Origin of the sequence: Vibrio tubiashii ATCC 19109 (assembly GCF_000772105.1) — a bacterium.
Classification (GTDB): Bacteria; Pseudomonadota; Gammaproteobacteria; order Enterobacterales; family Vibrionaceae; genus Vibrio; species Vibrio tubiashii.
This window is the reverse complement of the sequence record NZ_CP009354.1, coordinates 2765328-2780357: the sequence shown is the minus strand read 5'-3', so window position 1 is coordinate 2780357 and position 15030 is coordinate 2765328. Positions and strand designations below refer to the sequence as shown.

Below are 15030 nucleotides of genomic sequence, written 5' to 3'. Positions count from 1 at the left end.
AAGGATTCTTCATGAAGCAGTTTGATGTGGTGATTGCGGGTGGTGCGATGGCGGGAATGACGCTGGCCCTTGCAATCAATAAGCTTGCTCCGCAACCTTTGTCTGTTGCTGTCATTGAGCCGTTTCAAGTCGATCACGCGGCTCATCCGGGTTTTGACTCACGCTCGATTGCACTGTCCTACGGTACGGTTGCGATTTTAAAGCAGCTTGGCTTGTGGCAAGAGATTGCGAAAGTGGCAACGCCCATTGAACATATTCATGTTTCTGATCGCTCTCACACGGGTATGACGGACGTTACTACTGAAGAAGTGGGCGTTGATGCGTTAGGCTACGTCGTAGAACTTGCTGATGTGGGTCGTATTTACCATCAGCAAGTCGAGCAAGATAATAATATTTCAGTCCTACACGCCGCGGTTGAGCAGGTCGAGCGCAGTGAAGACAAGGTCTCTATCACGTTAAGTGATGGCAATCTTGTTGAAGGAAAACTTTTGGTTGCCGCTGATGGTGCGATTTCTACTTGTTGTGAGCAAATCGGTATAGAGCTTAGCGAGCATGACTTTGAACAGATTGCTGTGATCGCCAATATTAGTGCTCAGGCACCTCATAATGGGCGAGCATTCGAGCGCTTTACTGAGTCAGGGCCAGTGGCGTTATTGCCCATGTCGCAAGGGCGGATGTCCTTGGTTTGGTGTGTACGACCTGAGAAAGCACAACAGATCATCAACTATAACGACGAGCAGTTTCTGTCAGAACTACAGCAGGCTTTTGGTTGGCGACTCGGCAAATTACAAAAAGTGGGTCAACGAGCGAGTTATCCTTTGCTATTGCGCTACAGAGAGCAAAATGTCTCGCACCGCTTTGCCATTGTTGGTAATGCGGCTCAAACGCTACATCCGATTGCTGGCCAAGGGTTTAACTTGGGAATTCGTGACGTCGCGACGTTAGCAGAAAGTATTGCTCAATCCAGTGACGATCCTGGAAGCTATTGCACTCTGAAGCAGTTTAAGAATGCTCGTCGTGATGATCGTCATGCAACCATCGCAATGACCTCAGCCTTAGTGCATATTTTCTCCAACGATTACCTATCACTGCGCGTTGGGCGAAATCTTGGGTTGTTCGGTATGGATAACCTGCCCATGCTTAAGACTCCTTTGTTAAGAAGAACATTAGGTTTAGTGGCTCGCTAGAGACGCTAAAAAGGATACAAAATTATGATGCAAAGTGTAGATATCGCCATCGTTGGCGGTGGAATGGTGGGTTTGGCGCTCGCAGCAGCGTTTAAAGACACTGAATTACGTATTGCTGTGATTGAAAGTCGTGCGCCTGAAAGCGAGATCAATGATTTTCCAGATGTGCGAGTGTCAGCGCTGAGCCGTTCGAGTGAAACGGTGTTAAGAAACCTAGGTGCATGGCAAGGTATTATTCAACGTAGAGCAGCACCTTATCAGGCGATGGAAGTGTGGGAGCAAGACAGCTTTGCTCGTATCGAATTTGAAGCTCAGCAGTTAGCGCAGCCCGATCTCGGTCATATCGTTGAAAACCGTGTTATCCAGCTTGCTCTACTTGAACAAGTTAAGCAGCAAAGCAATGTGACTCTGTTTATGCCAGAGAAGTGTGCTTCGATGGCGATAGGGGAGAGCGAAGCTTGGTTAACTTTAGAAAGTGGCCAGGCTTTGACCGCTAAGCTGGTGGTAGGTGCTGATGGGGCCAACTCTTGGGTTCGCAAGCAGCAAGATATTCCGTTAACCCATTGGGATTACGGCCACAGTGCCATTGTCGCCAATATCCGTACTAAAGAAGATCATCAACGCGTCGCAAGACAAATTTTTACCCCGCAAGGGCCATTAGCCTTTTTGCCATTAGGTGAAGATAATCTCAGTTCGATAGTCTGGTCGACCGATCCAAGCCGAGCTGAAAGACTTGTGAGCATGTCTTCAGGGGAGTTCAACAAAGCGCTGACGGCTGAATTCGATAATCGTTTGGGGCTATGTAAAGTTGAAGGGGAGCGTTTTGCTTTCCCGCTAAAGATGCGTTATGCGCGTGATTTTGTTGCAGAGCGCGTGGCTTTAGTTGGCGATGCGGCGCACACCATTCACCCTCTTGCGGGACAAGGGGTAAATCTCGGTTTGCTGGATGCTGCAAGTTTAGCCCAAGAAGTGCTCCAGCTTTGGCAAGCGGGAGAAGATATTGGCTCTAAGCGCAATCTACGTAGTTATGAGCGTTGGCGTAAGTCTGAAGCTGCCAAAATGATTGCCGCAATGCAAGGGTTTAAAGACCTTTTTGAAGGAAGTAACCCAGCGAAGAAACTGATCCGTGGTATTGGGATGAAACTTGCCGGTCAGTTACCGGGAGCCAAGGATGAGATCATGAAACGAGCACTTGGTTTGAAGGGGAATTTACCTCAATTGGCCCAGCAATCAAGGCACAAATCTCAAACGGTATAAATGCAAAGGGTTGGCAATCGCCAACCCTTCTTGATTCTATTATGCGTAAGCGCAGCGGAGTTTCATCACTTCCTGATTAATTTCTTTTACCGCTTGAAAGTGCTTACGTTCAGCCTTTTCTGGCAAGATCAGCTTGCCATTATCAAATTCAAACTTACCAACCCCGTAAATGTAGATCCTTCCCTTAAATAGCCGACTAATGTGTTTAGCAATCATACCTGGTGTATAGCGCTTAAACAGTCTCATACAGTTATCCTTATGTTTAGCAAGCACTGCAAATTATACGTTTTTCCCACCCTGAAAATTGTGATTATGATGGTGGAAAATGCAGATGAAACTGGCGTGTTTGGATATTTGTGTTGCTGTAGACAAAACCACGGATAAATATCCAATTTATTGTGATAATTACCTCACTTATCTTCTGACAGCGGAACTCGTATAAGAGTTCCATCGCGAAATATTAAGCCTTAGTTATATGACACACTTAAGAATAGTTTAACTTTCAGAGTGGGTGTAAAAGAATTGTAAAATTTTATCAAAAAAAAGCCCGCTTCATGGCGGGCGAATAGTCACAGATGCATTACACAAAAAGTGGATGTCCTGAAACAATCAGTGGATTCACTTTTTTAGTTGGAGAAGGATTCACATACCTTTCGAGCCACATACCAACTCATTGAAAGATTGTGTCGCTCAGCATGTATAAGCAACTGAGCGAACTTTAACCAACAGAGACAGCATACTTCAAAAATATTATTATGACTACTTATGCTTTATTGGTGAATAATAATTTAATTAAGAAAAGGCTAATGATGCGATAACGGTCATAGTTTGATGAAATCGATTGCAACAAGAGGAACTGGTTTCTACCCACTAATGGGTAGAAGCCGTTTAGTCGCGGCAGATATTGCCAATAATAGGCTGGCTGAGTTGAAGAAGATCGTCACAACTCAAGGCGATGCCAGCCATATTTGAGCCACTGCTTATCGTGATTTCAGGCTCTGCCAAAAGTTGCTGGTCGAATACAATTACCATTGGTGTGCGCAGTAACAAAGGGACAACGGTGCCAATCTTGTACCCAGTCAAGCTCGCCACCTCTTCCATAGATACACAGGTCATCCGGCGCCATTCTAGGAGCGCGCGGACTTTCTTCGGGTCGACCGCTTTGTTTCCTGGGGCGCAGGCAATCGCGTAGCGGTTACTCATATCACGCAGCACAATAGATTTAACCATCTGCTCTGGTCTAATCCCTCGCTGCTTTGCCGCATCTTCTATGGTTGTCGCAGGAGTCTGGTGCGGCAGCAGGCGAAACTTAACCTGCTGCGCTTCTAGATATTGCGTAATGTGGGTTGAGATAGGATCAGTCATTATCTTCTAGCGAGTATGGCAGTGCCACAAATGTCCATTCGCTGTTAGGTTGCTCTTTTAAGCGCAGTTGAGTGTCTGCGTCTAGGTTGTTAGGCAAGACAACCAGTGCCAACGCTTTATTGTCGCTGTAGCGGTAGCTAGCAATAATTTTGCCCGCGCTACGCCAGTTTTCACCGACTGCTCGCTCTAGCTCTGCGTTAGCGTCAATTGCCGCTTCAGCATCGCCCTTAACGATAAACAGTGCACGCTTGTTGATGCCGCGATATTTAGCGCGAGCAACGGTCTCTTGGCCTGTATAACAACCTTTGGTAAAGCTAATTCCCCCAAGCGCTTGAATGTTTAGAGCTTGTGGAATGTGTTCATTTTGCTGTTCAGCATTGAGCAGTGGTAAACCTGCTTGAATATCGTGTAACGTCCAAAGATCTTCGGACACTTTCTCCGCTTGAAGAGTCGCGACCAATTGCTCGGCGCTAGATTCTTCCATTAAGAGTAGCCAGCGCTGTTGGTCAATTTTAACCGCAGTGCCACCGTCAATAGAGCGCACATCACCAGTTTGGGATGAAAGAGAGTCAACAAAGCTTGTTGCAGAATCGCCCATTAGCCCTAGCGCGATATCTTCTGTTTGCTTGATTTCTACCTTAGAAAAAATCGCATACTTTTTCAGCTCGGTTAGCTCTTTATCGATAATAGAGGAAGGCTGAAACATGGCATAGCCACCGTTGTGGTGAAACAGTCGAAATGCACTCCATACCTTACCTTTAGCGTCACAGTGGGCACCAAAGGTAGAGTCTTGCTCATCTAATGTCACTACGTCACAAGTCACTTGGCCTTGAAGGTAGGATTTTTTGTCATCGCCAAACATTGTAATCGCACTCCATGATGGGAGTAACGCAACTGAAAGTTGAGGAAGTGCATCACTTGACGCTAGTTGTAGGGGAGCAAACTCTTTCTGCCAGTCCATGATTGATACCTAATAGAAACTTGATAACTGTATGTTAGCGCTGAATCCTACTGATAAACAACCTTTAGAGTTGTAGGCGAATTTTTCATGTCTTGGTATGGAAAATCATGACCTTGCTCGGGAGTGTGACTAGCGCCCTAGTTGTGAGCGAAATTGCTTGTTACACTCGGCGCAAACAACCGATTAGGTGAGGAATTAGAATGTATACCGCAGAAGAAAAAGCGCGTATCAAATGGGCATGTCGTCGAGGAATGCTAGAACTCGATGTTGTTATCATGCCTTTTTTTGAGGAATGTTTTGACGCCCTAAAAGATAATGAGCAACAGGACTTTGTGTCTTTGTTAGAGTGTGATGATCCAGACTTGTTCACATGGATTATGGGTCATGGCCGTAGTGAGAATCTAGGTCATGCGTCTATGGTGGATAAGATTGTCGCACACAACCTCAGTAAAGTGCGCTAGGTTCTACCTTAGCCCCTCTTATACTGCAATGATGACCAGCATCTTAGTTATGATGCTGGTCTTTTTGATTGTGGTTCTATCATCTATTCCACTCGTCGCCTCTCTAGCCTTGATAGCTATGCTTGTGAAGAGTGCGCTAGTCGATGACGTTTTGCTTCCGTCAATGCAGGGCGAAGTAGAATTTACCTCTCCGTCGACGTATAAAACGGCGCAAGGGAATGAGCGAATTCGCAGTGTTAATTTTATCGGTGTGGCTTTTGGTTTACTTATCACTCGCCAAGATAAGACGCGCTTCATTTTATGGCGTGATAGCATGCCTGAAGAAGATTATCGGCATTTAGTCGTGATACTAAAAAGGGAGCATTAAGCTCCCTCTATTATTTTTGTTTTTCCGGTAGCAGTATGGTTGGACCGCTATCTTCAGCAAGCTCTGGGTAGTCTAGCGTATAGTGTAGACCACGGCTTTCCTTACGCTCCATTGCGCAACGGACCATTAATTCTGCAACTTGCAGTAGGTTACGCAACTCAAGCAGGTTATTGGAAACCTTAAAGTTACTGTAGTACTCGTGAGTCTCTTGCTGGAGTAGTTGGATACGACGTAGTGCTCGCTCAAGGCGCTTATCCGTTCTTACGATACCCATGTAATCCCACATAAACAGACGTAACTCGTGCCAGTTGTGTTGGATAACGACCTCTTCATCTGAGCAGCTAACTTGGCTTTCATCCCATGCAGGAAGTGCTGGTGGAAGCGTTGCTTGCTCTATGTTGGCAATGATGTCATTGGCTGCTGCCCAAGCGTAAACAACACACTCTAGTAGTGAGTTTGACGCCATACGGTTCGCCCCGTGCAGGCCGGTATAGCTCACCTCACCAATAGCGTAAAGTTGTGATAGATCGGTTTGCCCTGTTTGATCAACCATAACGCCACCACAGGTATAGTGTGCAGCGGGAACAACAGGGATAGGTTCTTTGGTCATATCGATGCCAAGATCGAGTAGACGCATATTAATTGTTGGGAAGTGCTTTTCGATAAAGTCAGCCGGTTTATGACTGATATCGAGGTACATGCAGTCTGCACCTAAACGCTTCATTTCGAAGTCAATCGCGCGTGCTACAACATCACGTGGCGCAAGCTCTTCACGCTCATCAAAATCGGGCATAAAGCGCGAGCCATCAGGACGACGTAAATAGGCACCTTCACCACGCAGTGCTTCAGTTAGTAAGAAGTTACGCGCTTCAGGGTGGTATAAGCAGGTCGGGTGGAACTGGTTAAATTCTAGGTTGGCTACGCGACAGCCTGCGCGCCAAGCCATCGCAATACCATCACCAGAAGATACATCTGGATTTGACGTATATTGATAGACTTTAGAAGCCCCGCCAGTAGCAAGAACAACAAATTTAGCTCTAACGGTTTCTACATGCTCTTGATTGCGGTTCCAGATGTAGGCACCAACGATTTTTTTCTCGTCGCCACCGACTTTATCTTCAGTAATCAGATCGAGCGCATTATGACGCTCTAAAACGGTAATATTGGGGTGATTATGAACATTGTCTTGCAGCGAGGTTTGCATTGCCATGCCTGTTGCATCAGCCGCATGTAGAATACGACGATGACTGTGCCCACCTTCGCGAGTCAAGTGATAGCGAGGTGCTTCATCAGTGTCGTTTTCTTCGCGATCGAATGGAACCCCGCCATCGATAAGCCATTGGACACATTCTTTGGCATTTTTAGCAATGAACTCGACAGTCTCTTGCTCACAGATGCCAGCACCGGCTACTAAGGTATCTTGAACATGAGATTCTATACTGTCCGACTCGTCGAAAACAGCGGCTATACCACCTTGCGCATAGTAAGTTGCCCCTTCGCTACGCGGACCTTTACTCAGTACGATAACTTTACCGTACTCTGCAACACGTAACGCTAAAGAGAGTCCAGCTGCGCCACTACCCACCACTAACACATCACATTGATGTTCACGGTTTGCGTTCATAAAACTTTTAAATTCCCGAGTTAATTTGTACCTGTGCCACTTTCATCCCGAAAAACCGTTTTGGTTTGGCACGGTAGCAGAGCGATCCCGCTCTAAAATATTTCAATGAATTGCAACGTTGACTCTGAAAACAAAAGAGTCAACTCACTATAGTACCACTGTGAGAGTGGCTTTGCATAAATGCAATTCTTCGTAAATAGCATTGCTTTTCTCTACCTTGATCCTCACAATCTGAGACAAGAAGTAGATTGGTGCTTCATTGCGCAAAAATAGTTTGAAGAATTTTTGAACTTATATTTGTTTGCTAGGTCACAATAGTGCTCAAGTAAGCAGTGGTGTCAAGACTACATTTTGCATAATTAATGCTCATGTCTGAGAAGATAAGGGCGAATAACGATAGGAGTACCCGCTCGAATGAACGAGCAGCTGACCGATCAAGTATTAATTGAGCGAGTTCAGAATGGGGATAAGCAAGCATTCAATTTGTTGGTAACTAAGTACCAAAACAAAGTCTGCAACCTTATTTCTCGCTATGTGAATAATCCTGGTGATGTTCCCGATGTAGCGCAAGAAGCATTTATAAAGGCGTACCGAGCGATACCAAGCTTTCGTGGTGAAAGTGCCTTCTATACTTGGTTATATCGGATTGCCGTTAATACTGCAAAAAACCACCTTGTTGCCCAAGGGCGCAGACCGCCAGCACAAGATGTGGATACTGATGATGCTGAATATTACGAAACAGGAAGTGCATTAAAAGAAATTTCGAACCCTGAGAACTTAACGTTGTCCAATGAATTGAAACGTGTTGTTTTCAGTGCAATCGAAGCACTGCCTGATGATTTAAAAACCGCGATGACGTTGCGCGAGCTCGATGGCTTAAGCTACGAAGAAATAGCAGCGGTTATGGATTGCCCTGTAGGAACGGTACGTTCGCGTATCTTCCGTGCTCGTGAAGCGGTTGAGAAGAAAATTCAACCCCTTTTGCAACGCTAGACCAGTAACATTAATGGTGAAAATAATGGCTGACAAAGAGAAACTTTCAGCACTCATGGATGGAGAGTTGGTTGATAAAGCTCTAATTACTGAATTAGAGAAAGACCAAGATAGCCTACAGACTTGGCAAAATTACCATTTAATTGGTGATGTAATGCGAGGTGAAGCACCGGAAAAACCGGAGTGGAATATAGCTGAAAGCGTAGCGTTAGCGCTCGACAATGAACCTGCGCACTCTACGGTAACTCAGTTGGAACAACACCGCTTGCAAGAGTCTCAACCGACGCCTTCGCAAGCACGCCGTCAACTACCCGCTTGGTTGAACCAATTTGGTCAAGTGGCGATGGCTGCCTGTGTTTCTTTAGCAGTAATTTTAGGTGTTCAGCAGTATGGCGGTTCAGACGCGACAACTTCACCTGAAACAGAAACATTACCTGTTCTCCAAACAATTCCATTTTCTGGTAGCGCAGAGCCTGTAAGCTTGACGCGCTCTTCGGTTGAACAACCAGCAAGTGAGATCAATGTTCAGGAGCAACGTCGCCGCATTAATGCGATGTTACAAGATTACGAATTACAACTACGCTTAAACAGTGAGAAAACCATTGAATATAGCGATAATCCTGAAACGGTAGTTGAATGAAAAAATTTCTGATCAGTGCGCTGACACTGTTCAGTTTGAATACACCAATAGCCTTTGCAGAAGACAACGCTGCAGAGGCTTTGTTGCATCAAATGAACGAGGCCAGTCAGCAACTTAGTTATGAACTGTCTTACATACTGATAAAGAAAAACAGTATTGAACCTCTGCTGTATCGTCACGCCAAAGCAGACGATCAACAACTCGCACATCTTGTCTATCTAAGTGGTCCAATACGTGAAGTGATTCGTCGCGGTGACGAAGTGAGTTACATTGAACCTGGAGTTGAGCCTTTTACCATTGAGTCTGGCAATATGGTCGCGCCGACGATACCGCTACTCAACTCTGATGTAGGCCAACTAAGTGATTTCTATGATTTTATCCAAGTAGGTCGTGCTCGTGAAGCGGGCGCAGCTTGTCAGGTTTTACGTGTCGTACCAAAAGATGGTCAGCGTTACTCTTACGTGCTTTGGGTAGACGAGAAGAGCAAATTGCCTTTACGCGCTGATCTTGTCGATCGTGACGGTGAGATCTTAGAGCAGTACAGAACAATCTCTTACAGCGTAAACGATCGAATCAGTCAGATCCTTGGTGGATTGAATCAGGTTAAACTGCCTGAAGTCCTATCTCTGCCAAAAGGCCAGATCACTAACCCTTTCTGGACTGTGGGTTGGATCCCTAATGGGTTCGAACCTAAAGAGCTTAATCGCTATCGTATGACCAATACAGAGCGTATGGTTGAGAGCCAAATGTACAGCGATGGACTGTTCAGTTTCTCGGTATATGTCTCAGACAGTGATAACTTGTCTCTTAAAGGGCAGCTTGTTCGTCAAGGTCGCCGTACCTTACATAGCTTCGTCCGTGGAGACAGAGAGATTTCTGTGATTGGTGATATTCCGCCAGCAACCGCAAAGCGTATCGCTCAGTCTGTCACTTTTAATACTAGTGAGAGTGCCACACAATGATGACTGCATTAGCCACAGTATCAAGCGTTAAGCCTGTTTCGTCAGGCTTTGATGTTGAGTTGAGCTGCGAGCAACAAACCAGTTGTAGTAGTTGCTCATCACAAAAGAGCTGTGGTACTGGCATTGTATCTAAAGCGGTAGGTAACAAATCTTTACACTGGCATTTGATTACCCAAAAGCTAGTTAAAACAGGCCAAGTTGTCGAAATTGGTCTGCCAGAAAAGAGCTTACTGCAATCTGCCGCTGTGGTTTACTTGGTACCTTTGTTTGCCATGATTGTGGGCGCATTGGTGGCCCAGTGGTGGTTGGCACCACTCCTTTCATTAGGGGAAGGGCTAGTTATTTTCTTCTCTGCGCTCGCAACCACAGCAGGCATTTTCCTCGCAAAACGATTATCTGCGAAATTAGAGCAGCAATCTTCGCAACAAGTCATACTATTAAGGGTGTTGGGCGAACCAATTAGCTAGTGCGAAGTGGCTAGAAATTGGGTAGAATCTGCCAACTTGATTGAAATGCCGTCGCTACTGTTGAATTGAATCAATGGTTAGAGCGGCTTTCTTGTCCTTATTTAAAAGAGTTTAGTCACACCAAATCATGAAGCACATTCGCAACTTTTCGATTATCGCCCACATCGACCATGGTAAGTCGACCCTATCAGACCGTTTGATCCAAGTATGTGGTGGATTGAGCGACCGTGAAATGGCCGCACAGGTTCTGGACTCCATGGATCTAGAGCGTGAGCGTGGTATCACCATTAAATCTCAGAGTGTGACTCTAAACTACACCGCTAAAGATGGTGAAACATACCAGCTTAACTTCATCGATACCCCAGGACACGTTGACTTCGCTTACGAAGTATCACGTTCTCTTGCAGCTTGTGAAGGTGCACTACTGGTGGTTGATGCAGGCCAAGGTGTAGAAGCGCAAACTCTTGCTAACTGTTATACCGCGATCGAAATGGATCTAGAGGTAGTGCCAATCTTGAACAAGATTGACCTTCCTGCAGCTGATCCAGAGCGTGTCGCAGAAGAGATCGAAGAAATCGTTGGTATCGACGCGATGGAAGCGACTCGTTGTAGTGCGAAAACCGGTATCGGTGTTGATGATGTTCTAGAGAACATTGTATCTGCGATTCCTGCACCAGAAGGTGATCCAGAAGCACCACTACAAGCACTAATTATTGACTCTTGGTTCGATAACTACCTAGGTGTTGTTTCATTGGTTCGTATCAAAAATGGCGAACTGAAGAAGAACGACAAGATCAAGGTAATGAGCACAGGTCAGGTTTGGGGTGTTGACCGTCTTGGTATCTTCACACCTAAGCAAGTTGATACTGAAATTCTACGTACAGGTGAAGTAGGTTGGGTTGTTTGTGGTATCAAAGACATCCTAGGTGCACCAGTCGGTGATACGCTAACACTAGCGAAACATGGCTGTGAACAAGCGCTGCCAGGTTTTAAGAAAGTGAAACCACAGGTTTACGCTGGCCTATTCCCAGTATCATCTGATGATTACGAAAACTTCCGTGATGCGCTTGGTAAGCTTAGCCTTAACGATGCTTCTCTGTTCTATGAGCCAGAAAACTCAGCTGCTCTTGGCTTTGGTTTCCGTTGTGGTTTCCTTGGCATGCTACACATGGAGATCATCCAAGAACGTCTAGAGCGTGAATACGATTTAGATCTGATCACAACGGCACCAACAGTAGTTTACGAAGTTGAAGAAACAAACGGCAACTTACTTTATGTTGATAGCCCAGCGAAGCTTCCTGCGGTTAACGACATTGAAGAAATTCGCGAACCAATTGCTCGTTGTAACATTCTTGTGCCTTCTGAGTACTTAGGTAATGTAATCACGCTTTGTGTTGAAAAGCGTGGTGTTCAGGTTGATATGGTTTACCACGGCAATCAAGTCGCGGTGACTTACGATATTCCGATGGCTGAAGTGGTTCTCGACTTCTTTGACCGTCTAAAATCAACCTCTCGCGGTTATGCATCGCTAGATTACAACTTCCAACGTTTTGAAGCATCGAACATGGTTCGAGTTGATGTTCTACTAAATGGTGACACGGTTGATGCGCTTGCAATGATCACTCATAAAGATCAATCGCAAACTCGTGGTCGTCAGCTAGTAGAGAAGATGAAAGAGTTCATCCCTCGTCAAATGTTTGATATCGCGATTCAGGCTGCGATTGGTAACCACATCATCGCACGCTCGACAGTTAAGCAGTTGCGTAAGAACGTAATCGCGAAGTGTTACGGTGGTGACGTGAGCCGTAAGAAGAAGCTACTGAAGAAGCAGAAAGAAGGTAAGAAACGTATGAAGCAGATCGGTAACGTAGAGCTGCCTCAAGAAGCGTTCTTAGCTATTCTACATGTCGGAAAGGACTAGAGTTGAACCACTCTGATTCTGGTCTGTCATAAGACGTTAGATAATAAAATAAGTGAAAGGGTTTCGGCTCTTTCACTTTCGTATTTTTGAGATAAGGGAAGTCAATGGCGAATACATTTTCACTCATCCTAGTGATCGTTACTTTGGTAACGGGTGTTGTCTGGGTTCTAGAAAAGCTAGTTTTTGCGAAAAAGCGTCAAGAAAAACTGGCTGAAGTTGAAGCTCAAACAAATGGCTTAGATGCTGCAGTACTAGAAAAAGTGAAGACGCAACCATGGTGGATTGAAAATAGTGTTTCTATTTTTCCCGTGATTGCCGCAGTACTTGTGCTACGTTCATTCATCTATGAACCATTTCAGATCCCATCAGGCTCTATGATGCCAACGCTGCTAGTCGGTGACTTCATCCTTGTTGAAAAGTATGCCTATGGTTTGAAAGATCCGGTATGGCGCACTCAACTAGTTGAAACGGGTAAGCCAGAGCGCGGTGATGTCGTGGTGTTTAAATACCCACCTCAGCCAAGCATTGATTACATTAAGCGTGTAGTTGGTCTTCCGGGCGATACTGTGCGTTACAACAGTAAAAAAGAAATCTGCATTCAGTCTCAAGGCGATACCAGTTGTAAGCCAGTGAAACTATCCAATGTAGAAGAGAGCCAGTTCATTCAAAATGGCATCCCACTGATTCAGTTGGATGAACAATTGAGTGAACAAGGTCACCAAATTTTGGTTAACCCACTACGTCGCGATCGCGTTGAACTGTATCAACCACGTAATGGCGTTAATGAGTGGGTGGTACCTGAAGGCCAGTACTTTGTGATGGGTGATAACCGTGACAACAGTGCTGACAGCCGCTACTGGGGCTTTGTTCCAGAAGCAAACCTAGTGGGTAAGGCGGTAGGTATTTGGATCAGCTTTGAATTTGAGCGTGGTGCAGATAGCGTTTTACCTTCTTGGATTCCAACTGGTGTTAGGTTTAACCGCATCGGTGGTATTAACTAAATTCTCGTCATATTTGGGGTAGCCTAGCTGTTACTCCAACTTTTCAGAGAGTTGTAATTAAATTATTGAGAGAGCATGAATTCTCCTACTGCAAAACTAGAGAAAAAACTCGGCTATCAATTTAACGATGCTGAGCTAATCAGTTTAGCGCTGACTCACCGCAGTGCTAATGGAAAACATAACGAGCGTCTTGAGTTTCTGGGCGATTCAATTTTAAGTTTTGTCATTGCTGATGATCTTTATCACCGTTTCCCTAAAGTGAATGAAGGGGACATGAGCCGCATGCGTGCCACATTAGTACGTGGCAATACACTGGCGGAACTAGGTCGTGAATTCGAACTAGGAGATCACTTAAAATTAGGTCCAGGTGAATTAAAAAGTGGCGGTTTCCGTCGTGATTCAATTCTTGCCGATGCTGTGGAAGCGATTATTGGTGCCATCTACCTTGATAGCGATATCGAAGTAGTACGCGGCATTATTCTTAGCTGGTACAAAACGCGTCTTGATGCTATCAAGCCGGGTGTTTCACAAAAAGACCCGAAAACGCGTCTTCAAGAGTTCCTTCAAGGGCGAAGAAAACCGCTACCTGCTTACACAGTGACTAATATTAAAGGTGAAGCACACAACCAAGAGTTTACGGTTTCGTGCGAAGTGGCAGGTATTGGACAGCCTGTTATTGGTAAAGGCACCAGCCGCCGCAAGGCAGAACAAGCGGCTGCTGAATTAGCACTAGAGCAATTGACCAATGACTGATTCAACTGACAACAATGAATTTGATATCGATGCGTTTTTCTCATCGAGTGACGAGCAAACAAGTTCGCCAGAAAACCAACACTGTGGTTTTGTGGCGATCGTTGGTCGTCCGAACGTAGGTAAATCAACACTTCTTAACCGTATTCTTGGCCAGAAGATTTCGATTACTTCTCGTAAACCTCAGACAACTCGTCACCGCATTATGGGTGTTGATACGGAAGGGGATTACCAAGCGATTTTTGTTGATACTCCAGGCCTGCACATTGAAGAGAAACGTGCAATTAACCGCTTGATGAACCGTGCGGCTAACTCATCACTCAGTGATGTAAACCTTGTATTCTTCCTAGTGGACGGTACGCATTGGACTGCTGATGATGAAATGGTTCTGACTAAGCTGCAGAAGTCCAACTTCCCTGTCGTACTTTGTGTCAATAAGGTCGATGTTGTTCAAGACCGCAACGAAGTCATGATGCACATGCAAGAGGTGTCGAGAAAAATGGACTTTGTTGATGTTGTGCCTATCTCGGCTAAACACGGCAAGAACATTGACGTTTTGCGTAAGCATGTACGTGACCATCTACCTAAAGCGACGCACCATTTCCCTGAAGAGTACGTGACTGACCGCTCTCAGCGCTTTATGGCTTCAGAGATTGTGCGTGAAAAGCTGATGCGCTTTACTGGCGAAGAACTGCCTTACTCGGTAACGGTTGAAATCGAGCGTTTCGATTACAACCCGGAGACTGACGGCTTCCACATCAATGCCCTAATTTTGGTTGAGCGTCTTGGTCAGAAGAAGATGGTGATTGGTAAGGGCGGCGAGAAGATCAAAACGATTGGTCGTGAAGCACGCCTAGATATGGAAGAACTGTTCGGCCGTAAGGTTTACCTAGAGACTTGGGTAAAAGTGAAATCAGGTTGGGCGGATGACGAGCGAGCACTACGCTCTCTTGGCTACATTGACGATCTATAAGGTTTGCGAGGCTCGTGCTTCGCTCCGAATAAGAAGAAATAAGGAGCCCTATGGCTCCTTATTTTTATTATGCTGATTATTTAGTAATTATTTAAGATACG

16 protein-coding genes are annotated in these 15030 nt (G+C 45.4%); 12 read left to right on the top strand and 4 right to left on the bottom strand.

From position 1 onward, the window contains the following. Positions 1-11: 11 nt before the first annotated feature. Both ubiH and IX91_RS12625 read left to right on the top strand, forming a co-directional pair. On the top strand, positions 12-1187 hold the full coding sequence (gene ubiH, locus IX91_RS12630) for a 2-octaprenyl-6-methoxyphenyl hydroxylase (protein WP_004744770.1): 1176 nt from the start codon (positions 12-14) through the stop codon (positions 1185-1187). A 24-nt stretch (positions 1188-1211) separates the two neighbouring features. Beyond that, positions 1212-2444, top strand: a complete 1233-nt coding sequence (locus IX91_RS12625; RefSeq protein WP_004744769.1) for an FAD-dependent 2-octaprenylphenol hydroxylase — start codon at positions 1212-1214, stop codon at positions 2442-2444. A gap of 39 nt (positions 2445-2483) precedes the next feature. Here IX91_RS12625 and IX91_RS12620 read toward each other — a convergent pair whose 3' ends face one another. The 3 genes from IX91_RS12620 to ygfZ form a co-directional block, all read right to left on the bottom strand. After that, a complete protein-coding gene (locus tag IX91_RS12620; protein WP_004744768.1) occupies positions 2484-2690 on the bottom strand; it encodes a DUF1107 domain-containing protein in 207 nt (68 codons plus the stop codon). Between the two features lie 642 nt (positions 2691-3332). Further along, positions 3333-3809, bottom strand: a complete 477-nt coding sequence (locus IX91_RS12615; RefSeq protein WP_004744767.1) for an aminoacyl-tRNA deacylase — start codon at positions 3807-3809, stop codon at positions 3333-3335. Next, positions 3802-4770 carry a tRNA-modifying protein YgfZ gene (gene ygfZ, locus IX91_RS12610; protein ID WP_004744766.1) on the bottom strand — a complete coding sequence of 323 codons (969 nt, stop codon included), beginning with the start codon at positions 4768-4770 and terminating at the stop codon, positions 3802-3804. The genes IX91_RS12615 and ygfZ overlap by 8 nt, the downstream gene beginning before the upstream one ends. Positions 4771-4970: 200 nt before the next feature. Here ygfZ and IX91_RS12605 point away from each other — a divergent pair, with 200 nt between their 5' ends. Further along, positions 4971-5231, top strand: a complete 261-nt coding sequence (locus tag IX91_RS12605) for an FAD assembly factor SdhE (RefSeq protein ID WP_004744765.1) — start codon at positions 4971-4973, stop codon at positions 5229-5231. 49 nt (positions 5232-5280) lie between these two features. Beyond that, entirely contained in the window at positions 5281-5598 is a 318-nt protein-coding gene (locus IX91_RS12600) for a protein YgfX (RefSeq protein WP_004744764.1), read from the top strand. Positions 5599-5608: 10 nt separating this feature from the next. Here IX91_RS12600 and nadB read toward each other — a convergent pair whose 3' ends face one another. After that, the gene (gene nadB, locus IX91_RS12595; protein ID WP_004744763.1) at positions 5609-7222 is read right to left on the bottom strand and encodes an L-aspartate oxidase; all 1614 of its coding nucleotides are present in this window, start codon (positions 7220-7222) and stop codon (positions 5609-5611) included. A 414-nt stretch (positions 7223-7636) separates the two neighbouring features. Between nadB and rpoE the strand changes: the two genes are divergently transcribed. The 8 genes from rpoE to era all read left to right on the top strand — a co-directional run bounded on the left by rpoE (position 7637) and on the right by era (position 14929). After that, the gene (rpoE, locus tag IX91_RS12590; protein WP_004744762.1) at positions 7637-8215 is read left to right on the top strand and encodes an RNA polymerase sigma factor RpoE; all 579 of its coding nucleotides are present in this window, start codon (positions 7637-7639) and stop codon (positions 8213-8215) included. Positions 8216-8240: 25 nt separating this feature from the next. Then, positions 8241-8855 carry an RseA family anti-sigma factor gene (locus tag IX91_RS12585; protein ID WP_004744761.1) on the top strand — a complete coding sequence of 205 codons (615 nt, stop codon included), beginning with the start codon at positions 8241-8243 and terminating at the stop codon, positions 8853-8855. Then, entirely contained in the window at positions 8852-9817 is a 966-nt protein-coding gene (rseB, locus tag IX91_RS12580) for a sigma-E factor regulatory protein RseB (RefSeq protein WP_004744760.1), read from the top strand. The genes IX91_RS12585 and rseB overlap by 4 nt, the downstream gene beginning before the upstream one ends. Further along, the gene (locus tag IX91_RS12575; protein WP_004744759.1) at positions 9814-10284 is read left to right on the top strand and encodes a SoxR reducing system RseC family protein; all 471 of its coding nucleotides are present in this window, start codon (positions 9814-9816) and stop codon (positions 10282-10284) included. The genes rseB and IX91_RS12575 overlap by 4 nt, the downstream gene beginning before the upstream one ends. Positions 10285-10411: 127 nt before the next feature. Beyond that, a complete protein-coding gene (gene lepA / locus IX91_RS12570; RefSeq protein ID WP_004744758.1) occupies positions 10412-12205 on the top strand; it encodes a translation elongation factor 4 in 1794 nt (597 codons plus the stop codon). 104 nt (positions 12206-12309) lie between these two features. Then, complete coding sequence (lepB, locus tag IX91_RS12565) at positions 12310-13206, top strand: signal peptidase I (protein ID WP_004744757.1); 897 nt, start codon at positions 12310-12312, stop codon at positions 13204-13206. Between the two features lie 75 nt (positions 13207-13281). Then, a complete protein-coding gene (gene rnc / locus IX91_RS12560; protein ID WP_004744756.1) occupies positions 13282-13959 on the top strand; it encodes a ribonuclease III in 678 nt (225 codons plus the stop codon). Beyond that, positions 13952-14929, top strand: a complete 978-nt coding sequence (era, locus tag IX91_RS12555; protein WP_004744755.1) for a GTPase Era — start codon at positions 13952-13954, stop codon at positions 14927-14929. Before rnc ends, era begins: the two co-directional genes overlap by 8 nt. Positions 14930-15030: the final 101 nt, after the last annotated feature.